The sequence below is a fragment of the Chamaesiphon sp. genome (assembly GCF_041738855.1).
Classification (GTDB): domain Bacteria; phylum Cyanobacteriota; class Cyanobacteriia; order Cyanobacteriales; family Chamaesiphonaceae; genus Chamaesiphon.
Genome location: NZ_JBGSPA010000226.1, coordinates 1 through 24,622, shown reverse-complemented (window position 1 = coordinate 24,622; position 24,622 = coordinate 1). Strand labels below are relative to the sequence as shown.

General features: G+C 45.7%; 25 protein-coding genes. 15 read left to right on the top strand and 10 right to left on the bottom strand.

From position 1 onward, the window contains the following. Positions 1 to 92 precede the first annotated feature (92 nt). Positions 93 to 2,024 carry an ABC-F family ATP-binding cassette domain-containing protein gene (locus ACEW9I_RS25180; protein WP_373543077.1) on the top strand — a complete coding sequence of 644 codons (1,932 nt, stop codon included), beginning with the start codon at positions 93 to 95 and terminating at the stop codon, positions 2,022 to 2,024. A 50-nt stretch (positions 2,025 to 2,074) separates the two neighbouring features. On the opposite strand, the gene ACEW9I_RS25175 is transcribed toward ACEW9I_RS25180, so the two are convergent. The 8 genes from ACEW9I_RS25175 to ACEW9I_RS25140 form a co-directional block, all read right to left on the bottom strand. After that, positions 2,075 to 2,644 (bottom strand): Uma2 family endonuclease, encoded by a 570-nt coding sequence (locus ACEW9I_RS25175; protein ID WP_373543076.1) that lies wholly within the window; start codon positions 2,642 to 2,644, stop codon positions 2,075 to 2,077. A gap of 84 nt (positions 2,645 to 2,728) precedes the next feature. Then, positions 2,729 to 3,070 carry an MGMT family protein gene (locus ACEW9I_RS25170; protein ID WP_373543075.1) on the bottom strand — a complete coding sequence of 114 codons (342 nt, stop codon included), beginning with the start codon at positions 3,068 to 3,070 and terminating at the stop codon, positions 2,729 to 2,731. Positions 3,071 to 3,112: 42 nt separating this feature from the next. Further along, positions 3,113 to 3,628 (bottom strand): nucleotide exchange factor GrpE, encoded by a 516-nt coding sequence (locus ACEW9I_RS25165; RefSeq protein WP_373543074.1) that lies wholly within the window; start codon positions 3,626 to 3,628, stop codon positions 3,113 to 3,115. Then, complete coding sequence (locus ACEW9I_RS25160) at positions 3,621 to 4,001, bottom strand: molecular chaperone DnaJ (protein ID WP_373543073.1); 381 nt, start codon at positions 3,999 to 4,001, stop codon at positions 3,621 to 3,623. The genes ACEW9I_RS25165 and ACEW9I_RS25160 overlap by 8 nt, the downstream gene beginning before the upstream one ends. An 18-nt stretch (positions 4,002 to 4,019) precedes the next feature. Then, entirely contained in the window at positions 4,020 to 6,257 is a 2,238-nt protein-coding gene (locus ACEW9I_RS25155; protein WP_373543072.1) for a hypothetical protein, read from the bottom strand. Then, positions 6,245 to 6,454, bottom strand: a complete 210-nt coding sequence (locus ACEW9I_RS25150) for a hypothetical protein (protein WP_373543071.1) — start codon at positions 6,452 to 6,454, stop codon at positions 6,245 to 6,247. The genes ACEW9I_RS25155 and ACEW9I_RS25150 overlap by 13 nt, the downstream gene beginning before the upstream one ends. A gap of 3 nt (positions 6,455 to 6,457) precedes the next feature. Beyond that, complete coding sequence (locus tag ACEW9I_RS25145) at positions 6,458 to 7,873, bottom strand: Hsp70 family protein (RefSeq protein WP_373543070.1); 1,416 nt, start codon at positions 7,871 to 7,873, stop codon at positions 6,458 to 6,460. Between the two features lie 16 nt (positions 7,874 to 7,889). Beyond that, the gene (locus ACEW9I_RS25140) at positions 7,890 to 8,669 is read right to left on the bottom strand and encodes an Hsp70 family protein (RefSeq protein ID WP_373543069.1); all 780 of its coding nucleotides are present in this window, start codon (positions 8,667 to 8,669) and stop codon (positions 7,890 to 7,892) included. 422 nt (positions 8,670 to 9,091) lie between these two features. Here ACEW9I_RS25140 and ACEW9I_RS25135 point away from each other — a divergent pair, with 422 nt between their 5' ends. Beyond that, positions 9,092 to 11,785 (top strand): chloride channel protein, encoded by a 2,694-nt coding sequence (locus tag ACEW9I_RS25135; protein WP_373543068.1) that lies wholly within the window; start codon positions 9,092 to 9,094, stop codon positions 11,783 to 11,785. Positions 11,786 to 12,006: 221 nt separating this feature from the next. On the opposite strand, the gene ACEW9I_RS25130 is transcribed toward ACEW9I_RS25135, so the two are convergent. Then, positions 12,007 to 12,882, bottom strand: coding sequence for an aspartoacylase (locus ACEW9I_RS25130; protein ID WP_373543096.1), 876 nt, complete (start codon positions 12,880 to 12,882; stop codon positions 12,007 to 12,009). A gap of 144 nt (positions 12,883 to 13,026) precedes the next feature. Between ACEW9I_RS25130 and ACEW9I_RS25125 the strand changes: the two genes are divergently transcribed. The 6 genes from ACEW9I_RS25125 (at position 13,027) to ACEW9I_RS25100 (ending at position 19,007) form a co-directional block, all read left to right on the top strand. Further along, complete coding sequence (locus tag ACEW9I_RS25125; RefSeq protein WP_373543067.1) at positions 13,027 to 13,791, top strand: TauD/TfdA dioxygenase family protein; 765 nt, start codon at positions 13,027 to 13,029, stop codon at positions 13,789 to 13,791. Between the two features lie 49 nt (positions 13,792 to 13,840). Then, positions 13,841 to 14,905 carry an RNA ligase family protein gene (locus ACEW9I_RS25120; protein ID WP_373543066.1) on the top strand — a complete coding sequence of 355 codons (1,065 nt, stop codon included), beginning with the start codon at positions 13,841 to 13,843 and terminating at the stop codon, positions 14,903 to 14,905. A 146-nt stretch (positions 14,906 to 15,051) separates the two neighbouring features. Further along, a complete protein-coding gene (locus ACEW9I_RS25115) occupies positions 15,052 to 15,138 on the top strand; it encodes a hypothetical protein (RefSeq protein ID WP_373543095.1) in 87 nt (28 codons plus the stop codon). Positions 15,139 to 15,188: 50 nt separating this feature from the next. Further along, a complete protein-coding gene (locus tag ACEW9I_RS25110; protein ID WP_373543065.1) occupies positions 15,189 to 15,914 on the top strand; it encodes a class I SAM-dependent methyltransferase in 726 nt (241 codons plus the stop codon). Positions 15,915 to 16,102: 188 nt separating this feature from the next. Next, positions 16,103 to 16,321, top strand: coding sequence for a DUF4351 domain-containing protein (locus tag ACEW9I_RS25105; RefSeq protein ID WP_373543094.1), 219 nt, complete (start codon positions 16,103 to 16,105; stop codon positions 16,319 to 16,321). A 52-nt stretch (positions 16,322 to 16,373) separates the two neighbouring features. After that, on the top strand, positions 16,374 to 19,007 hold the full coding sequence (locus ACEW9I_RS25100) for an MBL fold metallo-hydrolase (RefSeq protein WP_373543064.1): 2,634 nt from the start codon (positions 16,374 to 16,376) through the stop codon (positions 19,005 to 19,007). Between the two features lie 25 nt (positions 19,008 to 19,032). Here ACEW9I_RS25100 and ACEW9I_RS25095 read toward each other — a convergent pair whose 3' ends face one another. Further along, a complete protein-coding gene (locus ACEW9I_RS25095) occupies positions 19,033 to 21,525 on the bottom strand; it encodes a PhnD/SsuA/transferrin family substrate-binding protein (RefSeq protein ID WP_373543063.1) in 2,493 nt (830 codons plus the stop codon). A 117-nt stretch (positions 21,526 to 21,642) separates the two neighbouring features. On the opposite strand from ACEW9I_RS25095, the gene ACEW9I_RS25090 reads away from it, so the two are divergent. The 7 genes from ACEW9I_RS25090 to ACEW9I_RS25060 all read left to right on the top strand — a co-directional run bounded on the left by ACEW9I_RS25090 (position 21,643) and on the right by ACEW9I_RS25060 (position 24,563). Then, the gene (locus ACEW9I_RS25090; protein WP_373543062.1) at positions 21,643 to 22,647 is read left to right on the top strand and encodes a 5'-nucleotidase, lipoprotein e(P4) family; all 1,005 of its coding nucleotides are present in this window, start codon (positions 21,643 to 21,645) and stop codon (positions 22,645 to 22,647) included. A 56-nt stretch (positions 22,648 to 22,703) separates the two neighbouring features. Beyond that, positions 22,704 to 22,844 carry a hypothetical protein gene (locus ACEW9I_RS25085; protein ID WP_373543061.1) on the top strand — a complete coding sequence of 47 codons (141 nt, stop codon included), beginning with the start codon at positions 22,704 to 22,706 and terminating at the stop codon, positions 22,842 to 22,844. 60 nt (positions 22,845 to 22,904) lie between these two features. Continuing rightward, positions 22,905 to 23,045 (top strand): hypothetical protein, encoded by a 141-nt coding sequence (locus tag ACEW9I_RS25080; RefSeq protein WP_373543060.1) that lies wholly within the window; start codon positions 22,905 to 22,907, stop codon positions 23,043 to 23,045. A 14-nt stretch (positions 23,046 to 23,059) separates the two neighbouring features. Then, on the top strand, positions 23,060 to 23,587 hold the full coding sequence (locus ACEW9I_RS25075; RefSeq protein ID WP_373543059.1) for a hypothetical protein: 528 nt from the start codon (positions 23,060 to 23,062) through the stop codon (positions 23,585 to 23,587). Between the two features lie 67 nt (positions 23,588 to 23,654). Beyond that, entirely contained in the window at positions 23,655 to 23,900 is a 246-nt protein-coding gene (locus tag ACEW9I_RS25070; protein WP_373543058.1) for a hypothetical protein, read from the top strand. Beyond that, positions 23,876 to 24,379, top strand: coding sequence for an ACP phosphodiesterase (locus ACEW9I_RS25065; protein WP_373543093.1), 504 nt, complete (start codon positions 23,876 to 23,878; stop codon positions 24,377 to 24,379). The genes ACEW9I_RS25070 and ACEW9I_RS25065 overlap by 25 nt, the downstream gene beginning before the upstream one ends. After that, complete coding sequence (locus ACEW9I_RS25060) at positions 24,327 to 24,563, top strand: hypothetical protein (protein WP_373543057.1); 237 nt, start codon at positions 24,327 to 24,329, stop codon at positions 24,561 to 24,563. Before ACEW9I_RS25065 ends, ACEW9I_RS25060 begins: the two co-directional genes overlap by 53 nt. The last annotated feature ends 59 nt before the right edge of the window (positions 24,564 to 24,622 follow it).

Sequence of the window (24,622 nt, the reverse complement as noted above, 5' to 3'; positions counted from 1 at the left end):
AGCCCCAAGCAGTTGGTGGCAGATCTCCGTTAGAGTTAAATGGGCAATCCATTGAGTCGATCGTAACAACATCAAACCCATCTCCCAAATCCATGACTATTTTTACGTTGCAATCAGTTAAGAAAGACTTTGGGATTAAAGAGATTCTCAAAGATGGCTCGTTTAGCTTAGATGCGGCGGACAAAGTTGGTTTGATCGGCATGAATGGCTCGGGGAAATCAACTTTACTCAAGATGATTGCGGGCTTGGAACCGATCGATGGCGGGCAAATTTTGCTCAATCCTGGGGTGACAACGATCTATCTCCCTCAGCAGCCAGAGATGGACCCCAACCACACGGTACTAGAACAAGTATTTGCCAATAGTGGCGAACAGATGCAGCTAGTCCGTGACTATGAAGAAATATCTGAAAAGTTAGCTCAGATTGAAAACAATGATTCTACAGAATTATTAAATAAATTAGCTACTGTGATGCAGCGGATGGATGCTGTGAATGCTTGGGATTTGGAAACCAAATCCAAGATTATTCTGACTAAGTTGGGAATTCATGATTTTGAGGCGAAAGTCGGCGATTTGTCGGGTGGATATCGCAAACGAATTGCGTTAGCAGCGGCGTTATTGTCGGAACCAGATGCGCTATTGATGGATGAACCGACCAACCATTTGGATGCGTTGTCGGTGGAGTGGTTGCAGGAGTATTTGAGTCGGTATCGCGGCGCAATTTTATTGATTACGCACGATCGCTATTTCTTGGACAAGGTAACTAATCGGATCATCGAGATCGATCGCGGTGACATTTTTACTTATAGTGGTAACTATACTTATTATTTAGAAAAGAAAGCTCTGGCGGAAGAGTCAATGGTGGGCACCCAGCGCAAACATGCAGGCTTATTGCGCCGCGAACTCGCTTGGTTGCAGCGGGGAGCCAAGGCGCGTAGCACCAAGCAAAAAGCGCGAATCGGACGAGCGGAAGATCTCAAGGAAAAGGAATTTAAACAGACAACTGGACGCGTAGAAATATCTACCCCGACACGGCGAATTGGTAAGAAAGTAATCGAAATAGTCGGCGTATCTAAAAATTATGGCGATCGCCAATTAATATCCGATTTCACCTATGAGTTTTCGCCTGAAGATCGAATCGGGATCATCGGTGAAAATGGAGCAGGTAAATCGACACTGATGGACATCTGTACGGGCAGATTGGCACCTGACAAAGGTAGTGTCGATATCGGTGCCACCATTCATATTGGCTACTTCGATCAACACTCTGAAGACTTACAAGAAGCAGGTACCGAACAACTCCGTGCGATCGATTATATCAAAGAAGTTGGTGAATATGTCAAAGTCGCCGACGGTAGTCAAATTAGTGCGTCCCAAATGTTGGAACGGTTTCTATTTACACCCAACCAACAATATACGCCGATTAGTAAACTTTCTGGTGGTGAAAAACGGCGGTTGTTTCTGTTGCGGGTACTGATGAGTATGCCGAATGTATTGATCCTCGACGAACCGACAAACGATCTCGATGTCCAAACTCTCGGCGTATTGGAAGAATATCTATCCGAATTTAACGGTTGTGTCATTGTAGTTTCACACGATCGCTACTTCCTCGATCGCACCGTTGAGAAAATATTCTCGATCGAAGCTGAAGGCAAAATCCGCGAATATCCTGGCAACTATTCCGTCTATCTAGACTACAAACAAGCCGAAGCCAATGCGGACAAATTGGCAGCCAAAACCGATCGCGCTACTTCCAAATCTGTCCCCGTAGTAACTCCCGTCATAGTACCCAAAGACGATGCCAAAAAACGGCGGTTGTCTACCTGGGAGCAACGAGAATTTACGAAGCTCGAAGCCCAAATCGCCAAGCTCGAAGCTGATAAAGTCAAGCTCGAACAAGCACTAGCTCACTCACCCGATGCCGCTTATAGTCAGCTTCAGAAGCTTACAGCCGATCTCGAACAAGTCAACAAATCGATCGATTCGACGACGGAAAGGTGGTTGGAACTAGCAGAGTTTGCCTAGATTTTAGTGCTTAGTTTTGAATCGCTAAAAAATATCTTTTGCAGACACAACTACCATCCCTGCAAAACTCGATCGACAGTCAAATCAAGACTTTCCAACACGCTCGACTCGATTTTATTATCTCCTGCAAATACCTTTTCCTCATACAAACCCTCCACCCATTCCAACACCGTCACCCGTTGCTGAAGCGGATCGACAATCCAATATTCAGCAATGCCCCGCGCTGCATATTCCGTGCGCTTGTATCGATAATCTCTCTTTTCTTGGTTGGGGCTGACAACTTCTACTACTAATAATGGTGGCGGCATATCCATTAATACGATCGATCGACTTGCCCCATCCATTTCCGTCGCTAATTCTTCAGACAATATCAGCAAATCTGGCACGCGCACCGATACTCGCGATCCACTTACCGCCACCTCTGTCTTCATCGTCAGTCGATAAGATGGAATGCCCAATTGGCTGAAATAGATCGACAGAAACATGGCAATCCGACGATTGATTTCGCTTTCAGATGGCATGTCAATTAGCTCTCCATTGTCCAATTCATACAATTTATCCGTGCCGTCGTCATAGGCAAGGAATTCTGTTAGGGTCATTTTTTGGACAGCAACTGTCATACCTACACCTTCTGCAAGAGTATATTTACAGATCCTAACATCTCCACACGGGTTCTCTAACTAATTCAAAATGCCAACTCTGGGTTACTCATCAATTAAATCGAATGCTGGTTGCCAGCGATATTGTTTGAGATCGATCCGATTGCCCCGATCGAATTTGATCCCCTCTTGTTCTAGTAAAGTTTTTTGTAAATAGTCGCCACCACAGCGGGCGATCGAATAAGAAATTTCGCCTTTAGAATTGACTACCCGCTGCCACGGCACATCGGAGGCAATCTCTACTTTAAATAATGCATAACCTACCAGCCGCGCCTTGCCATACAAACCCGCTAATTCGGCAACTTGTCCATAAGTAAGCACTGTACCGCTGGGAATTTGCTTGACTACTGCATAGATGCGTTGGTATTTGGATGGGCTGAGTGTCATCTACTTCCCGATCGAGTGTGAATGGTGAATGGTGGATGGGGGCTATTCTGGCAGTCGATCGGCGGGGGTAGCGATCGTCACTTCGACCGGACGTAATAGCGATTCGCCGATTTTGAACCCCTGTCTGACTACTTTGGTAATCGTCGGAGCTGTGACTGCTGAATCGATCTGGGCATCGACAATTTGGCACAAGTCGAGAGCTGATTCGAGATTTGCTGTCGCGATTTTTTCGACTTGTCTTTTGGCAAGAATGCCGAGGAGTTTGCTTTGAATAGTACCGATCGATTTCGGTAGCCGTTCGATCGCTCGTGCGGTTAATTGACGATTGGCGGCGAGGTATTCATGCAGAGATTCGAGTGCGTCATATATTTCCAGTAGTTCTAAAAATAACTGTTCGCTACTTGCCGTATTCATGGTGACGCGGTTGGCAAGAGCTTGTTGCAATGATAGTCGCTCTTTGAGTAGCACTCCGATTTGCTCGATCGTTTGTTGTTGTTGGGCTTGACTGATAACGAAGCTCTGCTCTGGCTGATGGCGATCGGACATCTGCTTATACATCCCAGACGAGATTGGCTAATTCACGATCGCTATCCTGCTCTCGATCTACGCGAACTAATTTATCGATTTCGATCTCAATCAATTTATCAATTTGGGAAATCGTCAATCTTTCTTCAACTGGGTAATCAATTTGATTTGTCGCTGTTGAGTCGGCAATTTTAAAGCGGTTGACGCGGGGGACGATCGGATTTAAATAATCAGCGATGATGCGTTCGTCTGGATTCATCAAGCTTTTGCGAGCTTTGGCGATCGCATCGGGTGGATATTTGCGCTGCTTCATCGCGAGACTAAAGGCTTTAGTTATCTCGGCATCTGAAGACAGTGGCGATACTCCTAAGATTTTATAAGGATTTTCTACAATTTTAGTTGGCATAAAATATCGATATTGGAGTTATTGATGCTTCCAGCAGTATTCTTGAATTTGACTTGCGATCTCTCTGACGACTAGATGCTGGGGATAATTAAATTGCAAATCTTTAATTTTAGAGAGCGATAACTCGTCAGAGACGATCGAGTCACCCCATTCTTGCTGGATTTTCAATGCTTTGTATTGGATGAGATAGTCTTCACTTTGAGGACTCAGCAACAGATCGTACCAAAACTGTCCAAAATTGAGATGCTCGTCAAAGTCATGTATTTTACGTCGTCGCTCGATACAAAGTTCGTCAAGATGACTCCACCATTCGCGATCGTTACGATTGGTAATTTTAGCATCATTGAGTGGATAGATCGCATTCTGCCACTGTTCTTGTTGGAGATAATAACAACCTTGTTGATAAAATATAAATCGAGCGGCAAATGCTTCTAAGCTGTTGGTTACTACTAAATCGATTTCGATCGCTTCGGCGCGGTGTCGATCGCCAGCCAAACAAGCAGCAACTGCTTTACCCCAATTTGTGTAGAGAGTTTTCCACAGTTGAGGTGTTTCGCCGAGTGAAATTTGTGAGTAGTAGCGTTGATAACATCCAGGGAGAATTGTCAGTTCCCCAATTTCAATCTTAGCAGTTGTTGTCGATCGCGCCAATTCCATCGCCCAAAATTCCTGACGATAGCGATCGCGCAGGTGTAAATATCTGACTGGATCGATATCTTTGATGGCTTCAATCCGCTGCTCTAGTAGTTGCCATAATTTACCACTAATATCCCCCACTGAGCTAGCTTTAGTCTGGAGCCAAGGTAAGTCTTGGATCGATGGATCGAGATCGATATTGGCGATCGCTGTCGCCCAAGCACCGATTAGTTCTTCAAGATTATCATCGATTTGAGTAGCATAATATAGGGCAATTGTCCAGTTGTGTAAAGAGACGATTGTTGGTTGACTCGACCAGTTTTCGCGCGTCAAGATCGCGATCTTTTGCCAATCTTCGCCTTTCCAAATTTTGGCTTCGATTCCTGGCAGGATACAATTTTTTAAATTGCTTTCAATGACTGCATCATTACCATATCTGGCAATAAATTCGAGACTGAGCATTCGCGCCTGCTCTAATTCACCGCGATCGACTAGTTGTTTGATTTGAGTATGAATGAGTTGACATTGGGCGATGTCTTGCTGCACATCGGCTTGATAGTAAGAGCGGACGGTTTGGCGATCGAGTTCCGACCATGTTGCTCTAGCGCGCTCGTACTGTCCTTGTTTGGCATAGAGTAGACCTACCAAGCATTTTGTGTGCGAATCGGTACTAGTACTTAGCTGCGATATTGCTGTGCTACTTGCTTCAGATTGTACCTCAATAATTGCCAGTTGTAACTGTGGTTCTTGCCAATCTGGGAGCAGTTGGATTGCCGCAGTATAATGATATTTGGCGGTAGTAATATTACCAATTATCTGTTCGATTTTACCTAGATTCAATTGCTGCTTAGCTGCAATCACCCGATTCAATCTAATTTTGAGATCTTCCCCATCTTGACGGGGAAACTCCACCAATGCGCGATCGATAATGCCGATCGCCTCGCGAAATCGACCAGTATAACTGAGTGTTTTAGCTTCAGTTAAGGATTGAAGATAAATTTTTTCGACTTGGGCTTGCTCTTCACATTCGGCGATCGTCTTAATCAATTGTGGGGGTGAATAGAGCTGTTGAGCTAAGAGTAAAGTATCCAGAGCTTGACTAAATTGTTTGTGATAAAATGTGGCTGTTGCTTCGCGAATGAGTGATTGAAATTGATGACGCCGATCGATTTCTAGCTGAATCCCCTCGATCGCTTGGATACAACTATCTTTAGTTACCAGTAAATAACTTTTTTTATAAAATTCAATCGCTGCGAGTAATAATTCGATACTATCAAATGGGTTGGATGTATCGCTGGCGATCGCTGATTTTGCCTGTTGAATCAGAAATTCAGCTTGGTTGCTTCGTTCGCGTTCTCGTTGCTGAAGATCCCAACTTACCGAGTTATTTGTACCTAAATCTGCTACCGGAGACAGATCGATAACTTCTGGATCGTTGTCTACTACTGACTGAGTTTTCGCTACACGATCGCGTCCTCTGTGAGTGCGGGTTTGATGATTACCCCCACCGGAGCCACTAGCTTTAACCTTGTTTTTCGCCCGTTCATCCAGTGTGCGCTTGAGCCACGGGATTGCAAATCTGAGGACGATGATAATTATGAGCCAAGCTAATGCACCCATATTTCCCAACCCACTAAAATTGCAGTCAACAAGATGCCAATCGACCATTTGAGCCACGAAAAATCAGGTGTGGTCGATACTATCAGTGGTAGCTCAGATAGCATCCGAATCAGAGATAGATCGGTTTGACAATTGGGACAAGTATCGACCTCAATTGCTGCGCGATCGCACACTGGGCAAACAATTTTAGTATTCATAAATTATCGAGTTGGTTGAATACTAATAGTAGTGCCACTAGTCACGCTAGTGCGATAGGGTTCGATTTCTTGGAGCAATTCAGCAACCAATCGATCGATTTCTGGTCGATCGTTATATTTGGTAGCAGTCAAGAGGCGATCGAATTTGATCCTCATTGATTGCGCGTGGGTAGGGGCGATCGTGCTGGTATGAGCGATCCCATCTCGACAATATAAAACAGCTTGAACTAGTTCGGGCAAATTCTCGCATTCTTTGCGACCTGCTACCAAGCAGGAATCGATCGCTGATAAGTTTTGGATTGCCAAAATCTTTTGTAATTTCTCTATTAGTTCCTGAATGCGAGTAATTTGGAGATCGTGTAGGTGCTGGCTACAATATTCCAAGACTAGCTGTAATTCACTCAGCAATGCACTGCCCCAAGTCAGATCCTTGGAAGCAAATAGTTGTAATTCATGTAATTTAGTTTGGGCTGCTGCCAACCGATCTTGGCGTTGTTCGAGATTGCCATCCTTGATTTGATTGACAGATTTCATAATATCGCCAGCCAACCGATTGACTTCGGCGATCCCAAACGGCGTGAGATTCCACTCATCATTTAATTCTTGAATCAGGGATTCAACTTCGAGCGAAATCTTCTCATCTACACCACCGCGCGAGAACGAGCAACTTTCGCGCACTGACGGGTCATTTTTGAGGATCGCCGTAATCTGAATCGAACTGTGTTGTTCGTCCAATTCGATCGTCAATAATACTTCTGTCCCTTTCGGATACGCGGCATTGAGCACCAGCCACATATCGCCAATCAACTCATCGTGCGGTTGGAGATCGCGCTGGCTGCGGACATCATCGGGACTAAAAAATTTGAAGTGCAGCAACTTTTGACCATCGCTACCCGTTTTGAAGGTATGGGTTTTGAGCAACGGCAGGATTTCGCCCTGCTTTACCAATACAAATCGCGGTTCGTCTGCCAACTCGATACAGTAATTGCGCGATACCGTGCTGACTTGCTCCGTCAATCCAGCGGCGACGATCGCGGCACCCTCCGCCACAGCATACATCGGGCGGGGATGGACGACGACCCGATCGCGCCCGAATACCGCCTGTACCCGCGACTGGACGAGGGGAATCTGCGCCGAACCGCCCACCAACAGCACCTTATCGATCGTCTCTTGGGGATAATCAGAATATTTAATCGCCTCTTGGCAAATCTCTAGAGTGCGATCGACTAGCGGTAAAATCAAGGCTTCAAACTCGGCTCTAGTGACTGTAATATCGATCGAGATCGCCATTCCCAGCTCGTCAAGCAATGGTGTCGCTGGCTGCACCTGCACCGAGATCGCTTGACTGAGGTCGATTTTGGCACGTTCGGCAGCTAGTTTGAGATCCTGAAGGAACCGCACCCGTTGATAATGTGGCATCCTGGCGATCGATCCTTCAAGATCTCAAACTAGCTGCCTCGGCTACCTTTTGCTTAATCAGATTCACCAGCCGACTATCGACATCATCACCCCCCAACCACAGATCGCCCGCTTTGCCCAACTCGATAAATTGATTCCCCGCTGTCGTAATCAATGACGCATCGAAGGTACCACCGCCAAAGTCATACACCAAAATCGTCTGGACATCATCAGCATCGGGCTTGAACCCGTAAGAAATGGCGGCGGCGGTGGGTTCTGGCAACAGTTCGACAGTTGTCAGTTTGGCGCGTTTGGCGGCTGTCAGGGTGGCGTGACGTTGCTTGTCGTTGAAATACGCCGGAATGGTAATCACTGCGCCTGTAATCCGACTATTTTGTCCGGTTTGGGCTTGATATGCTTCGGCGTTGGCGATGACTTGGCGGAGGATGGCGGCGGAAATATCTTCAGGTTCGTACTCTTTGCCATACAGCCAGACGGCGAGACTATTGGCGGTACCCTCGCTCGATTCGGTCACTTTATAGCTCAGATCGGCAAGCTGATTTTGGACTACAGAGTCGCTAAAACCACGCCCCATCAATCTTTTGATCGACACGATCGTCTGTTCGGGTGCGGCATTGAGTTGACGATAGGCAACTTCGCCAACGACTAAGCGTTCGGATTGGACTGTGACGATCGATCGAGTCAATTTGCGATCGGGTGGTGTATTGTCGCCAGCGGTGACTACTTCGAGATCTGCCAATTTAAACGCCGCGACAGAGTTGCTCGTGCCCAAATCGATCCCAACAATGTTTCCCATATTCATTACTTCGCGCTTGGCGTCTTATCTAAATTTAGAGTGCTAAATAAATGCTCGCTCGAAAATTTGGTAACCATCTATATATTTTATCTGCTCCAGCGAGCCAAATAACTCCGCCGCCTTGCTTAGATCTCCAGTTGTACCCAGCTTAGTCATGAGTTTGGCTCGGGGATATGCACTCGGAGTTGGTGAGAATTTAATGATAAATTGGATCTAACAGCCAAAATAATTATGCGACCAGATCGTCGAAGAGCTGACCCATTTGTCCCAGAGGCGATCGGATCGTCATCTTCGACTAAAAGTATGTTCAGATCTGGCGACTTGCGAACATAATGGTATCGTTGATGATTTTAACAATCTGAAGTTGATGCCGAACAGAATCTGAGGACTGGATCGAAACATTCTATCAGAATTTACCCCCGATGTGGATATCCTGGTTTGCTCGACAAGGCGATCGAGTATTGCGCCCGAAACAAATCGCGATTTTTGAAGCCTGTGCGATCGGCTTAGTCTCCGCGCTGGCTGCGGTTAGTCTCAAACATTCAATCCTGTGGTTGGAGGGCTGGCGGGTGGGTTTGACGGGCATCTATCCAGCTTGGCTGGTACTCCCGATGGTGGGGATTGTCGGTGGCGGCTTGAGTGGCTTACTGGTTGAAAGATTGGCACCAGAAGCAACAGGCAGTGGTATTCCTCAAGTTAAGGCTGCTTTGGGGTATGTACCGATCGCCTTAGATCTGCGGGTGGCAGTGGTAAAATGGCTGGGCACCTGTCTCTCGCTCGGCTCTGGCTTGGTTTTAGGACGACAAGGCCCCACCGTGCAAATTGGTGCAGCTCTAGCCGCTCAATTGAGCTATTGGACGAATACTTCTCCCACCTATCAACGTCAATTAATGGCCGCAGGAGCAGCGGCGGGGCTAGCTGCGAGTTTTAATGCGCCGCTGGCAGGGGTAATATTTGTCATTGAAGAACTCTTACAGGATTTGCCCGATCTGACTTTGGGAACGGCAATTATCGCGGCAGTAGTGGGTGGCGTCGTTTCCTTGGGGCTGGGTGGGCGTGGGATGATTCCCGATCTGAGTCATCTCCAGCTCCAGTTTGCTGTTGCTGAGATTCCATTACTAATTGTTGTCGGTATTCTGGGTGGATTGGTGGGCGCGATTTGCAATCGCAGTTTGCTGGCAAGTTTGCAGTTCTATCACGCTCGATTTCACGGTCGATCGCTAGCAGTCAAAATCGCGGTAGCTGGCGGTATCACTGGAATTATTACCGCTTTATTGCCAGACGCCTTACAAGGAGGCAGAGATTTAAAAGATTTTTTGGTCCTTGGTGATATTCAATGGCAGACGGCAGCCTGGATCTTGGCGAGTCAATTTTTGATGTGCTTAGTCGCATTTGGTTCGACGGCTCCGGGGGGACTATTATCACCCAGTTTGGTTTTAGGTGCCGCGTTGGGGAATTTAGTAGCTACAGGTATTCAGAGTGGCTATCATAGCGATTTGCTACCCTTCAATTTGATTCTGAGTTCGCCGACAGTTTATGCGTTAACTGGGATGAGTGCGGTGTTTAGTGCCATTACCCGCCGCCCAATCATGGCAATCGCGATCGTCTGGGAAATGACTGCTCAGTTCAATTTGATCTTACCCCTGATGATTGGCTCGGTGGTTGCCTATCTAGTCGCCGAGCAATTATTTCCCGACTCTATTTATCAACATTTACTCACCCGCAAAGGGATTAATATCGAGCGTCCAAATTTAGTCGATCGACGCTGGGAAGGTTTAATTGCTGCTGACATCATGCAACGACGGGTGGAGACACTTGCTAGTCAAATGACGATGGATGATGCCTTAGAAGCCTTTGCGCGTTCTCACCATCGCGGATTTCCGATTTTAGATAAGGGTATATTAGTTGGCATCCTCACTCAAAGCGATCTAGGTGTGCTCACTTCCCAGCTTTGGGATCGCCAGACACCCTTGGTCAAAATTATGACGCGGCGGGTGATTACGGTTACGCCCCAAGATACCCTCACTTCCATCCTGCATCTATTAAATCGCCATCAAGTCAGTCGCTTACCAGTCATTGAGGGACGCAAACTGGTGGGAATCATTACCCGCGCCGATATTATTCGCTGTGAAGCCGAGCGGGTAAGTAGTAACCAGAGCTTCCTCAAACCCCAGCCCAATCCTTCTTATATCGTCTATCAAACTCGATCGCCAGCTACGGGTAAGGGGCGATTATTAGTACCCCTGAGCAATCCCCACACTGCCGATACCCTACTTCGACTAGCTGCGGCGATCGCCAGAGCACACGACTACGAATTAGAATGCCTCTGTGCGATCGTCATCCCTCATGCCAGTTCTCCTACTGAAACTGCGGTAGATATTGCATCTAGTCGTCAACTTTTAGAACGAGCCACCGCCCAAGGCAAAATCTGGGATATTCCGGTACATACTCAAATCCGCGTCGCTCACGATCCAGCTACCACTATTCTAGAGACAATTAAAGAGCGACATATCGATCTACTCTGCATGGGTTGGCAGGGTAAAACCGCTAATCCAGGTCGGATTTTTGGGAGTACCGTGGATACGGCAATTAGACAAGCTCCTTGTCCGGTAGTATTAATTAAATTGGGTAAAAAGTTACAAAACATCAGCCAATTGCCAGCAATAAATGAGTTGCCAACTCCTTACTCTGCGGTAGAAGCTCTGTTACGCCTGACCGATCTCAATCGGTGGTTAGTACCGATTTCTGGTGGCCCCAATATGCAGTATGCTCTAAAATTATTGCCAGCTTTAGTTTCTTTCAGTCGCGCTCCAGAGATTTACCTCTGTCAATTTTTCGACCCCACTAATTCCCAACCAGATCTGAATAACTTAACGACAACTGCCGATTTTGTTCGACAATGTTTAAGTATTCCTACTACTATTATGCCGCTCTATTCTGATGCGATCGCTGCTATGGCGATCGATCTTGCCGCCGAGAAACAATGCGATGCGATTATCTTGGGAGCGAGTCGGGAGGGTCTACTCCAGCAGACGATCCAAGGTAATATTCCCGAAGCGATCGCGCAGAATTCCGACTGCACAGTTATTGTAGTTAGAGCGGCAATTTCTGAATAAAATTAGTGCTACAGTGACACAGATGCTAACGATCGCCTTGCCACGTTTGGATTATTGCTTCATCTGTACGAGTGAAGTCTGTCGCCACAGATCGACTTTACCCAGTAGAACAAAGAATAGCGATCGAATACCTTCACCTGATTCACAATTGGGTCAGACCATACTGGGGGCGAGGAAAGATGGAACCTCCGTGACGCGCAAGCCGCTCCGTCGATTCGCAGTCAACTGTCAACTATCAACTCCTGTCGATCTGTAAAAGTCATCGCAATCCCTTTCTCATAGTAAGCCGCTTCATTGATAAAAATCGGAAACACCGTCGCTGCACCCTGATAGGGGATCGTTGCACCCGTAAAAGTCAAAAACATCGGATCGCCAGGATGCAATGGTTGATAATCTCGAAACTGAAGCTGAGGATGAATCATCGCTGTCAATTCGCCTGTAGCATCACGGGGATAATCCACCGATCCGATTGCCTGATAGCCAGTCACACTCGACGGTACAGGTAGCGGCTTACCTTGATTCATGGCTTCCACATAGTTCAGAATCGCCTGCACCAGCATTTCCGTTTTGATGAGGAGATCGGCATTGAGTACGCCTTGAGCGATCGCACCAACTTCGATCGTACACCCCAGCGGTGAGAGCGATCGTAGCATCGGGTCATCTGCATTGCACCTGATTCCATAACAAATTCGCACATCAGGATGCAGTGTACTCAGATATGCCGCCATTTTCAAATTAAACGGATGCCTGCTCGACGGCAAAATAGTCAACCCCATCTGTGCGGTAGAGCTATGCAAATCGATAATCAGATCGACATTGGCTAGTTCCAGCACGATCTCCTGGGCGCGTCGAGCTTCATAACCAGTTGCCAAATTAGCCAAATCTGCATTGTCGAAACTGCGATTCAAATCGCGATCGATATAACGTCGATTTGCCACCACTGCTTGGGGGTTGGCGAGGAGAGTGACACACTCAAAACTCTCGCGATGCAGCAATTGAGGGAATCGCTCGAACTTCTTGACTAGATGTACACCCGTCAATTCATTGCCATGCGTTCCACCCACAATCGCCACTCGCTCGATCGAATCAGACACTATCAGCAGCCTCCTATAGAGCTAATCAGTCATGCAGTCACCTCCTGTGGTACTGCTATACCCACCATAAAGAGATTTTGACTAGATGTCTAATTCTCCGCTGGGAATAGAGTAGCTAGAATAGAACTAGTAAGCAGCAGCAAAAACATGGATTTTCATGCACTTTCACCGTTTGGGGTTGAAATTAATAGCGTCAGCATCACCGCGCTCCAAGATGCAGATATCGACCCTCTCAAACACGCTCTTGCCGCTAATGGATTTGTCGTCTTCCGCCAGCAGTCAGCAAATGATGCGGATTTTGTACGTTTCCTCGATCGCTTGGGGCACTTAACTTTTACGATCGGTGAGACACCCGTATCGCATCAACCAAATCTGAATATCGTCAGCAACATCGGACGCACAACCCCACCTAGGAGCGTCTTTCACACCGATACTAGCTATATCGCTCACCCCCCTGCCTACACCGCCTTACGGGCGGTGACGATCCCGACAGCTGGGGGTGGGACGTTATTTTCCGACCAATATCGGGCGTATGACACATTACCTCGCTCAGTCACAGCGCAACTTGCCGATGCCCAAGTACTGCATGTAGTCTCTGGTTTGACGTTGCCTGAAGGGGAAACCCAGAGCTGGCATCCGTTATTTCAGCGGCATCCGCTTTCCGGTCGTCTAGCACTATTTTTGTCCACACCAGCACGCTGTCAAGCTATCTCCGGTATCGCACCCGCACAGGCTGGGCGCATCATTCGGCTCCTCTACCAGCATTCCATTCGTCCGTATCGGTGGTATCGCCATCAGTGGCAGCCAGATGATATTATTGTTTGGGACAATCGTTGTACGATGCACCGTGCCGACCATTCAGCAGTCATTGGCGATCGCGTATTACATCGCGGTCTTGTCTTGAGCAGGTAAAATGTCCCAAAAATCATAATTTAGCTCTGCCCAGACTAATTCCGGTGATATGAGTACGATTAAAGTCGAAGTCTGCGAAATTTTGGAGATTAAACCTCACCATAATGCTGACGCTCTAGAATTAGCTACCGTTCAAGGTTGGCAAATGTGTGTCAAAAAAGGTGTCCATCAACCTGGTGATTTGGTTGTATATTTCGAGCAAGGTACTGTGTTGACCAAAGCAGTTGCCGAACAGTTAAATGTTGGTGCATACCTATCTGAAAAAACTGATATTAATGGCGATCGCGTCTTGGTAGTTCATCGCATCAAATTACGCGGAGAGCCATCGTTTGGGCTGGTAGTTCACCCCGAAAATGGGATGAAACTAGGTGAGGATGTCGCGGAGTTTTACAACGCCACAAAGTACTTTCCACCAGTTAAAGCACAAGCGGGTGATAGTGCTGTCGAAGATCCATATTTTCCTAAATACACCAACTTGGAAAACATGAGAAGCTACCCCAATTTATTAGAAATAGGGGAATTAGTCATCGCTACAGAAAAAATTCACGGTACGAATTGTCGAATAGGTTTTGTCTGGCACGCCGATGAAGAACAGCCGACAATGATGGCTGGTTCGAGAACATTACGTCGCAAAGAACCAGAAGATCCAAATACGATCGTCGCAAATACTTACTGGTTTCCTCACACCTTAATTGGTATCAAAAATTTACTCGCAGATCTGCAAACTCAAGGTCACAAACAAGCGATCTTGTATGGCGAAGTCTACGGACAAGGCATTCAAGCTTACACCTATGGTGCCAAAAGAATCAATTTCCGTGCCTTCGATCTGCTGTTGGATGGTAAATATGTCGATTATCCCATCTTTAAATCTCTATGCGATCGCTATCAAGTAGAGCAAGTACCATTAGTATATGAAGGTGCTTTTTCACTAGCAGTTATTAAAGGATTTTCCGATGGTGATTCGCTCATCGGTGGTACGCATGGTAGGGAAGGCGTGGTTGTCAAGCCCAGGATCGAAAGGGACGATCCGAAGTTTGGCAGGGTGATTCTCAAGTATATTGGCGATCGATATTTATTTGGCAAAGTCGCCGAACAAGATACCACCGATGTCTAGATTTTCAATTGATAATCAGAGTAGGCGCAACTCATGAATTGCACCTACTCTACGATCCTGTTGGGGTGTCTTCAATACTATCGTCTAGATCTCGACGCGCTCCAGACGCTGCAAAAAGCCACTCTCAAGCCACGCTCCGACGGGAATTGGTAGGTTACAATATGATGCAAAGAGACAATAGTATTTATCAGCGCGTTCCTGAATCTGACTGGCGGATGGATTCAACCTATTAACTTTCGATCGATCTGACTAAATACATTTTCTGTCAATCATTTAAAACTAAATGCTTTTTAAAAACTTTTGCAAACTTTTCATCTCCTGTCTCATCTGCTGGCAAATCGCCGCACCAACTAGCACTGCTCTGATCCAATCCAAATATTACAGCTATCGACAACCCAGCTTCGACGGTACGGGTAAATATTATATGGGGAGAGAAATCGCCCAAGTGATGGGACATCAGGGCGCAGGCTGGCTAGAGCGTCCAGATCGCGCCACAGAGGAGCAACCCCAGAAAATGGTCGCAGCATTGGGACTAAAATCTACCGACGTTGTAGCCGATATTGGGGCGGGTACAGGCTATATTTCCCAGCTCATAGCTCGACAGGTACCTCAAGGCAAGGTGCTCGCAGTCGATGTGCAGCCAGAAATGGTGGAGCTGTTGAAACAGCGGATTAAAAATAGCAAGATTACGAATATTCAACCGCAATTGGGCACCGAACAAAGTCCCAAATTACCGCCAGCGAGTATCGATCTAGCAATTATGGTAGATGCTTATCACGAGTTTAGCTATCCTCGTGAAATGATGACAGAAATTGTGAATGCACTTCAACCAGGCGGGCGAGTTGTCTTAACAGAATATCGGGGTGAAGATCCCAAGGTTAATATTAAGCCGCGCCACAAAACTACTCAAAAACAGATTCAACAAGAAATGAAGGCGGTAGGACTAAAATTATTGAAAAATGAAAGTGTGTTGCCTCAGCAGCATTTATTTTTCTTTGGGAAGTCGTAATCGATAGATTTAAAGCGAAAAGTAGGTAAATTGTCTATACAGCAAAAACGATCGACGCTCAAGTGCGGGAAATCGATGTCTATTTCACACCCGATGCAACCATCTAAAAAGATTCTCGCCTGGGATTGTTGCATAAATTAGCAGTCACCCCAGCCACCTTTTAACCTTTCCGCAAATATCTCGAACCAATTGATATTGCTACTCAGAAAGGTCGCAATGAAGAAGGAAAATCGTTAATCCTTAGAATGTTAACGCGTAAGCTCGGAATGCTAGATCCTAACTCGATCGATCTCATCAACAATCTCAATCTTGAAGCGATCGAATCTTTAGGCAACGCATTATTAGACTTCAATACCACCACCGATTTGACAACTTGGTTAGACAAATCTCTGTCAGGTATACAATAAGTCATAGTTGGATGGTATCTACCGCCCCATATTCCCAATCCCTCACACGCTTATGTCCACTAATAACGTCACAATTTCACTCGCACAATACTGTGAAATGACCGTTAGTGGCATTATCGCTCCCGACGATCGCGATCCGAATAAATTAGTCTTAACTACCCCCGATGGCTGTCAATTTCGGGCTGCACCTCTGGGAGATGTCAGTATTAGCGAGGGGAGCAGACAGTGGCGCGTCATCCCGATTATGCAAACCGATGGCAATATTACACGGTTGCAAATCGTCGAAGAGCAGTTCCATGGCACACTTGAAAGAGATCGATTTGTCTGTGTGGGCAGCACCAATCAAGTCAGTCGCAAGCACAATATCGTCTCGCTGAAGATCGAGCGTCCTGGCGAAGCAACTATTCGCCCGACACTATTCGAGCCGCCGTTGCCAGTTAAATCTGGGCAATTGTGGCAGTTTGTCGCCCAGCGGGTAGGAATGACATTAACCATTGTCGCAGCCGCCCAACTCGATGGGCAAGAGGTAACAGAATCGAGCGTCAAATCTCTCCCCAGTGTAGCCCCTAAGACCGTCTATAACCCCCGAAATCTGGATCGCGACCGCAAGACTGAAATTACGCCAATCGCCGTCTCAGCACTAAATCTGGAGCTATGTGAGCGAGATTGGGAGCTATCCCTTACCAGAGTCAAGGAGCCAACCTGGGAATGGGAAGCTCAAAGCTTAGTGCCCACAGAATTACGCGCCAGAGTTCAGGTAAATGCGCGGACTAAGGTGGCGCGTGTCTATGCTTATCCGCATCAGAGTAAGTATGTTTCTGCCAAATCTAGCGTTTGGGCAGAGCGGGAAGAAGTAACCACCGATGAAGGTGATAAATATCTAGACAGGTTGATTGTCACCCCATTGGGTGCGGCGCGAGGGATCGGGGCGTCTTGTTTTCGCGTCCAAATTGGGCCGTATGAAATCGTCATGGATGCTGGGACTCGCCCGAAAGGGAGCGATCCTCTGCCCGCATTTGAATTATTAGAACGTCCCAATCTGATCCTAATTACCCACGCTCACCTCGATCATATTGGGGCGTTGCCGATTTTTCATCGGGATTTTCCTGATGTACCGATGATTTGTACCTACGGCACGCGAGAAATCGCCCATGTGATGCTGACAGACGGTTTAAAGGTGCAAGCAGCACAGCAGAGACAGGGAAATGAAGACTTCGGACAGGTATTTTCCGCTGACGATCTCGATCGCACCCTGTTCACACTCCAAACTCAACCCGTCGGCGTGGACTTCTCGCCCCTCCCAGGCTTGACAGTGCGATTCATTCATGCTGGGCACATCGTCGGCGCGGCTTGTATCTACATGCAGTACGGCAATCGATCGCTCCTCTATACAGGCGACTACAATACCACCAGCAGCCGCACCGCAGAAGGCTTAAAACTCGCTGATTTACCCCAGGCAGACATCTTAATCACCGAATCCACCTACGGCGCAGATACCCACCCCTCCCGCCGCAGCCAAGAGAGCGATCTGATAAAAGCGATCGTCGAAGTCGTCGGCAATGGTGGTAACGTTCTAATACCCGCCTTTGCCCTCGGACGCGCTCAGGAAATCATCCTCGCCATCCGCACCAGCGCGTTATTTCATAGCGTCAATGTCCCCGTCTACATCGATGGCTTAGTCCGCGAAGTCACCGACTTATTCCAAACACAACTAGAATTACTCCCCGCCGCCGTCCAAAACTTCGCCAAAACCCAGTCCCCCTTCTTCAGCGAGAAATCCTCACCGCGCATCATCTCGATCGCGTCCCCCAAAGAACGCCCCCTCGCGATCGCCCATCCGTCAGTCATTATCGCCAGCTCTGGCATGTTGACAGGTGGAGCCAGCATCGGCTACGCTAAAATCTTATTAGAACGGGAAAATGCCGCCGTTTTCATCTCTGGCTATACCGATGAAGAATCCCCTGGACGCTTCCTCCAAAGCCTAGAACCAGGGAGTGAAATCGAACTCGATGGTACCGCGCTCACAGTCAGAGCCAAGATTCAACGCTTCAATCTCTCTGCCCATGCCGATCGAGTCGGGATTACCCAAGTCATCCATCGCGTCAATCCCCAACACCTCATCCTGATCCACGGCTCCAAGTCCGCCTTGCACGAACTCTCCCGTGCTGGCGATTTGCGCGATAAATATTGGATTCACATCCCCGAAGTCGGCGATACCATTACCTTCGGACAAGCACCCGAACACCTCTCGAAAGCCCAAGTAGCGCGAGTCGATGCGGGACAAGAATTTGACATCGAAATCGAAGCCGAATTCGATGGTGCGTGGCTACGCATTGCCGATAGCGTACTAGAAGATCCCCGTTGGCAACATTTAGCCGCAACGGGACTATTATCAGCCAAATGGACAAAAGGCGGCTTGATGCTCAAACCCGCCAGTCATAAATCCTTTGCAGTTGACTCGGCGATCTTGAGTGGGATGGATTGTTGCGCGGTATGTGAGTTTTTCGATGGTTATCTCTGTCGCGGGGAGGAAAGTCCATTGTACAAGCGCGATGTCGATCCGACGGCGAAATGTCCGGTGTTTGTCCATCAGGTTGTGGCGGTTGAATCGATGGCTAATGGTGAAGAATATTTGGCGGAGCCTTTAATTGAGGAAATCGATTTGGATGAAGATGAAGATGAATAATTGAGTTACAAATATTTATGCTAATCTACTTATCCGATCGATTAGCAGACCGATCGCAAAATAAATTTGTGGGAGTCTTATCAAAATCGACGCATTCTATAATCGAGTCAACTCGATCGGTAATCTTGTCAAACTCTGTATAATTTGGTTCAGGTACATCACCATAATTTACTTTTTTGGTTATACTCTTTGACGCAGCCAATAACACCTGCTTAATCTGTTGGTGCTGTGATGCAAATTGTGGGGATAAATAAACCCCACTTCCTGGAATATTCCGGCTCGTATGAATAATTCTAAACTCTGAGTTATTGGATTTAAGCTTATCACCGATAGCTGCTGCACCAACTTCAGCTTTACCTTGTGAAACCATACTCATTGGTGATTCACCACGAGCAATTTTGGCTGAGAATGTTTTACCGTATAAATCATATGCGGGCATATAAAAACTAGATGCTGAGTTAAAATCGCCTAATGCCACCACTGTATTCGATTTGATATCATTAATCGATCGAATTGGGCTATTAGCTTTGACAAAGATTCCAGACTTGTAGGTCGCACTACCTGGAAACATTCCTGCTAAATAAGAGTAACTCTGTTTTTGAGAAAATCTGGCAATCATCGGAGATCTAGCAAAGACAATATCCCATTTCTTAGCTGCTAGCCTTTTTTTTACCTCCTGATAGGATAAGCTTTTATCGCCTTCAATAATAATGCCAACCTGTTTACCTTGAAGATAATCAAAATAGTTTGCTGGTACTAACTCTTTTCGTAAGTAATCACCTAACTCTCGATAATCGGCTGGACTAGTGAGAATACCAACGGTAATCGTGTTATTACTAATTTTAGTTTTTGTCAAATAGTCCCAAGACTTAATTCCTATACCTATAATTAATAACCCAATTAAAGCACTTATTACTTTTTCTATGACTGTATCAGAATTATTTCGATTGGTTGATTGATTTACTTTTAGCGCTTTTAATGTTTCAGCAGCACTTGAATAACGTGCCGCAAAGTTATATTTAACCATCTTGTTTAATATCTCTTTTAGCTCCAAACTAATCTCTGGCGCAAGATATTGCCAAATTGGATCTCCAGTATCTCGATCGCTCTCAAGTTCAGATGGATAAACGCCAGTAGCAGCTTGAATCGCAATCTTACCAACAGCGTATATGTCACTACTTAGTGTTGCTTGTCCGATCGCCTGTTCGCTAGGCATATAGCCTGGTGTTCCAATTGTTGTTCCGGCTCGACTTGTCGGTTGATTTACTAATTCTTTCACTGCTCCAAAATCAATGAGTGAAATTCCACCATCATTGCGCCGAATTAAATTAGCTGGCTTTAAATCTCTATGTATAATATCTTGTTTATGGACATACTCTAGTGGTGTAAGGATATTAATGAGTAGTTTTTTAATATATTGTTCATCTTTTTTCTCTCCAGCTTTTAATTCTTGGGACAATGGTACACCCTCTACTAGAGACTGCACAATATAGAACTGTCCTTTTTCCTCAAATTGAGCATAGAGTGTAGGAATACAATCATGATTTAGTTGCTCTAAAAATCTTGCTTCTCGATCGAATCCCTCCCGTGCAGTCTTCATGTCGTTATCGGCAATGTTTATTTGATTAAACTGCTTAATAACACAACTCCTATGACTTGGAGATTCCCGATCTTTAGCAATATAAGCAATACCAAAGCTACCAGCACCTAGCTGTGATAATATCTCATAACGATCTCGTACCACTGTGCCAATTTTCAAAGTGCCCAGTTCGATTACTGATATAATTTTTTCTTCTTGTTGGTGAGATCTCATAATCGTTGATTCCTTCTGGATGATAGTCATTTTGATTGCCTGTTGTTCTAGTTCTTTCAGGCGGTTGCTAATACCTTCTTTTTCGATTAATTCTTGTTCTAATAATTGCTTGAGTTCTTTGATTTCTCCAAGTTGTCGATCGATCGCAGATCTTTCATTAATTTCGGCTGTCGATAATTCATTTAATTGAAATTCTTTTTCGGCTAGTCTATCTGCTAATGCTTGATTTACTGCTTTCGTAGTAGATAATACTTGGGCCGTTTTCTCCCATTCAATTGATGGATCTTGTGGTAGTATAAATGTATTTAGCTCACGTTCGTCTCTGTGAGTGTTGTAAAACCAGCAGGCTAATTGATGGGCATCTTTCAAACGTTTCAAGGCTCGATCGTAATCTCTTAAACCATGATGAAGAGCTTTATTACCATCTATTCTAATGTCATGAAAAAGATTACTCGATCTCGTTATAATTCCCTTCATGCTTAATCGCCGCAGTAAAAGCTCCTGAGATTCACTTGGATCGATCGATTCACCATTTCTAGCCGCAATTTCCTGCGCTAGTAACTCACCGAACTGACGGATCTTGATTAGGCAAGTATTAGGATCTAAATGGAGGTAGATCTCTGCTTGTTGGGCAAAGCAATGTAGAAGATCCAAGTCGGGAGTGATATCAGCCAGAAAAGAGAAGTTAACTGAGGGATTAGTCATGCGCTCAAGTAGTGAATATCTAGACACTACGATATACTGGGATCCAAGCTATAAATCAGGACGAAATTCAGACAATATCGATCGAATATTAGCTGCACTGACGGGTATGAAAGCGATATGCTGGTTAAACCGTCGCTCTCGTCATTGCTGACGATCTATCTAACCACAGTGCAAAAATCAATATTCTCCGCCGCTTTGACAGCAGTAGCCCTTCTCTCTGTCGGATTTAAAGAGCCAGAAACACCAGCTTCTCTGACTCAGCAACAGCTTAACGAGCAATCCGTGTTAGCACTTAACTGGGTACAGCAATCTGGCGAATATGCGGCTCTGACTCATCAAGCATTTAATACAGCTAGAACGATCTTTGACTATGTTCGATCTCAAAAAATTCGCAATCTAGCGGTGATTGTCGATATCGATGAAACCGTTTTGGATAATAGCCGATACCAAGCAGGATTAATTGATAGCAATAATCGGTTTAATTCCAGTAGTTGGAATCAATGGATCGCCGCTAAACAGGCTGTAGCTGTACCTGGATCAGTTGAGTTTGTTAATTATGTCAATGCTAATGGTGGTAAAGTATTTTTTATTACCGATCGAACTAAATCTAGTCAAAAAGATGGCACAGGAAACGATCTAGAAGTTTTAACGATCGATAATCTAAAATCTCTCGGTTTTACTGGTGTAGATCCTAGTACCGTTATCCTCAAAGGCGAATTTACTAAAACGATAGCAGGTAAAATAGATACATCTAAAGAATGGCGCAGAGCAGCAGTAATTAATGGTCAAGCAGATGGTAAACCCTATAATGTGGTGGCTCTGATTGGTGATAATCTCAACGATCTTGATGATAAAGCCGGACAAACGAATCAAGCGCGACGAACCTATGTTGAGAGTAACAAAAACCGCTACGGATCGATCGGTAAAGTCTCTGATAATAGCATCTTCGAGCCAGCCTATATCACTCTACCTAATCCCGTATATGGAGCTTGGGAGTTGGGCATATATAATCCCAAAGCACTCGGTAAACAGCAATTAAACGAACTTAGCCCATCTCAACTTAGTCAGCAACGCAAGCAAGCTTTAAGCCGTTGGCTATCTGCTTTACCATCCAAGCCTTAGAGGATCGAGCACTTCAAGTATTTGAGTGAGAAGTCTGCAACAGGTTTAACACCCCGATGGCGAAATTTCTGGTATTTGTTCGTCAGGTTGTGGTGGTTGAATCGATTGTTAATGGTGAGGAATTGTTGGCGGAGCCTCTGGTTGAGGAAATCGATCTGGATGAGGATGAAGATGAGTTGAATGATCGAATTGGTTAAGCTGATACTCCGACAGCGAAGTTGATGATATGCTGTCCGAATAGTTGAGATCGCCGTAGAATGACCAAACTATATTATCGAGGGATGATGGCAGATAATGGTAAACCCAAAATTGGTCGTCATGCTCGATGCTTAGGGATGAGACCAAATATCGATGAAGCAGCACTGGCTACTACTAGTGATGCCTGGGAACTAGTTTAATTAGGAGTAAACTGATGGCATGGGTTTTTAGCCTCTCGGCGGAATGTGGTAGGGAACAATCCCAGGCGGAGAAATTTGCCGAACACTTCAGTGATGTAACTTGGACGATCGATAGTGGGAGCGAATCTCAATGTCAAGCAGATGTATTTGCAGATATGGAAGGAAATTGGTGGTGTCGAGTTTGTCCGAGTGGACTGAGCCAAATCGGTATCGACGCGCCAGAAAGTGCTTATCTGATGACTGAGTTAGGTATACTACTCTATCAAAGATTGCGATCGGCTCCAGCTTTTAGATATGGGATTGTCGGTGTAGAAGTTGATGAATTTAGAACCTACAGCGAACTAATCGACGATGGGACAGTAGCTAGTCTACCTGGAATTGTGGTCGATCGAGATATTTGGCAATTACTAGGCTCTCCGTCAACACTCCGCAATTTCGCGACTGGTTATTTCTGGAAGCCTTATGAGGGTGAAGTTTACAAGCCGCTGGTTACATCATCTGAGCTGAAAACTAAGATGTCAGAACTGCTAATGGCGGCTTGATTTTGACTCTCGATTGGTTTGGATTGTTGTGCGGTATGTGACTTATTTAGATCGATATAGAAAATTCATGATTACTAATATAGACGAACTAAAATCAGAAATTCTGAGGAGAGGAATTGCTAGGGAAGAAGATTTAATAGGTTGTGAAGATCGAGAGTTAGAATCGATCGAGTATCAATATGGAACCTTACCATTAGCTTACAAACAAATTATGAAGCTTCTGGGCGGTCGCAATCGCAAATGGTTGTATATTAGTGAGTATGAGGATTTCGATCTAGCAAGAGCAAGATATTTGACCTCAATTGTAATTTAAGGCGAGGTATCAGTAGGCATTACGCCATTGATAAAATTACCGATAACCATCCAATTGTCAAAAGTAGCAAGAAAAGAATCGATAAAGAGTATAGTAAGTTTGCCGGAATATTAATCGATGTTTTTTACGACTATTTACTAGTAAAGAATTGGGAGATATATTCTGATACTATCTTCGCTGATTTTACGACAGAGATATATCAATCATTCCAAAAATATTCAGGCGATATCCCACCAGCAGCTAGACAAATAATCGGGTGTATGGTGGATGGCGATTGGTTAATCAGCTATCAACATTTAGATGGTGTAGAAAATGCTCTAGATAGAATTGATTATCGAATTAGAGCTAAGATGGGTGCCAGAATTAAGCTTGTTGATGCAATGCTAATACTCCAACGGGAATCGATCGATCTCGAACGAGATTTTCATGCCTTCTTTCCAGAATTACAGCAACATATTCTTAACTTCAGCTTGGGATGATGTCTACAAAGGAGTATTTGCAGATAAGTGGGCGGGAAAAATTCGCGATCGCGATCGGATTACGTTTGAGTCGCTTCAGTCAATTCGATTTACTTGGGATGATATAGCAACCGCCAAGGCGGTTAGGACAGCACAGCGATTAAAATCGCCGCTAGTGCTGCAAAGTCCGCCTGTCTTGTCTTGACCGAAACGCTTAGCACGAGGAGACCTCAGCGCGATTTCGGTCGCTGATGCGCTGTCTTG

Coding starts and splice junctions, on each gene's coding strand:
- ACEW9I_RS25120 (WP_373543066.1), top strand. CDS start 13,841: ATGAGTACGATTAAAGTCGAAGTCTGCGAAATTTTGGAGATTAAACCT.
- ACEW9I_RS25070 (WP_373543058.1), top strand. CDS start 23,655: ATGATTACTAATATAGACGAACTAAAATCAGAAATTCTGAGGAGAGGA.
- ACEW9I_RS25170 (WP_373543075.1), bottom strand. CDS start 3,070: ATGACACTCAGCCCATCCAAATACCAACGCATCTATGCAGTAGTCAAG.
- ACEW9I_RS25095 (WP_373543063.1), bottom strand. CDS start 21,525: ATGACTAATCCCTCAGTTAACTTCTCTTTTCTGGCTGATATCACTCCC.
- ACEW9I_RS25180 (WP_373543077.1), top strand. CDS start 93: ATGACTATTTTTACGTTGCAATCAGTTAAGAAAGACTTTGGGATTAAA.
- ACEW9I_RS25060 (WP_373543057.1), top strand. CDS start 24,327: ATGCCTTCTTTCCAGAATTACAGCAACATATTCTTAACTTCAGCTTGG.
- ACEW9I_RS25160 (WP_373543073.1), bottom strand. CDS start 4,001: ATGCCAACTAAAATTGTAGAAAATCCTTATAAAATCTTAGGAGTATCG.
- ACEW9I_RS25155 (WP_373543072.1), bottom strand. CDS start 6,257: ATGGGTGCATTAGCTTGGCTCATAATTATCATCGTCCTCAGATTTGCA.
- ACEW9I_RS25175 (WP_373543076.1), bottom strand. CDS start 2,644: ATGACAGTTGCTGTCCAAAAAATGACCCTAACAGAATTCCTTGCCTAT.
- ACEW9I_RS25100 (WP_373543064.1), top strand. CDS start 16,374: ATGTCCACTAATAACGTCACAATTTCACTCGCACAATACTGTGAAATG.
- ACEW9I_RS25165 (WP_373543074.1), bottom strand. CDS start 3,628: ATGTATAAGCAGATGTCCGATCGCCATCAGCCAGAGCAGAGCTTCGTT.
- ACEW9I_RS25110 (WP_373543065.1), top strand. CDS start 15,189: ATGCTTTTTAAAAACTTTTGCAAACTTTTCATCTCCTGTCTCATCTGC.
- ACEW9I_RS25075 (WP_373543059.1), top strand. CDS start 23,060: ATGGCATGGGTTTTTAGCCTCTCGGCGGAATGTGGTAGGGAACAATCC.
- ACEW9I_RS25080 (WP_373543060.1), top strand. CDS start 22,905: ATGACCAAACTATATTATCGAGGGATGATGGCAGATAATGGTAAACCC.
- ACEW9I_RS25125 (WP_373543067.1), top strand. CDS start 13,027: ATGGATTTTCATGCACTTTCACCGTTTGGGGTTGAAATTAATAGCGTC.
- ACEW9I_RS25145 (WP_373543070.1), bottom strand. CDS start 7,873: ATGCCACATTATCAACGGGTGCGGTTCCTTCAGGATCTCAAACTAGCT.
- ACEW9I_RS25090 (WP_373543062.1), top strand. CDS start 21,643: ATGCTGGTTAAACCGTCGCTCTCGTCATTGCTGACGATCTATCTAACC.
- ACEW9I_RS25150 (WP_373543071.1), bottom strand. CDS start 6,454: ATGAATACTAAAATTGTTTGCCCAGTGTGCGATCGCGCAGCAATTGAG.
- ACEW9I_RS25135 (WP_373543068.1), top strand. CDS start 9,092: ATGTGGATATCCTGGTTTGCTCGACAAGGCGATCGAGTATTGCGCCCG.
- ACEW9I_RS25140 (WP_373543069.1), bottom strand. CDS start 8,669: ATGGGAAACATTGTTGGGATCGATTTGGGCACGAGCAACTCTGTCGCG.
- ACEW9I_RS25085 (WP_373543061.1), top strand. CDS start 22,704: ATGGCGAAATTTCTGGTATTTGTTCGTCAGGTTGTGGTGGTTGAATCG.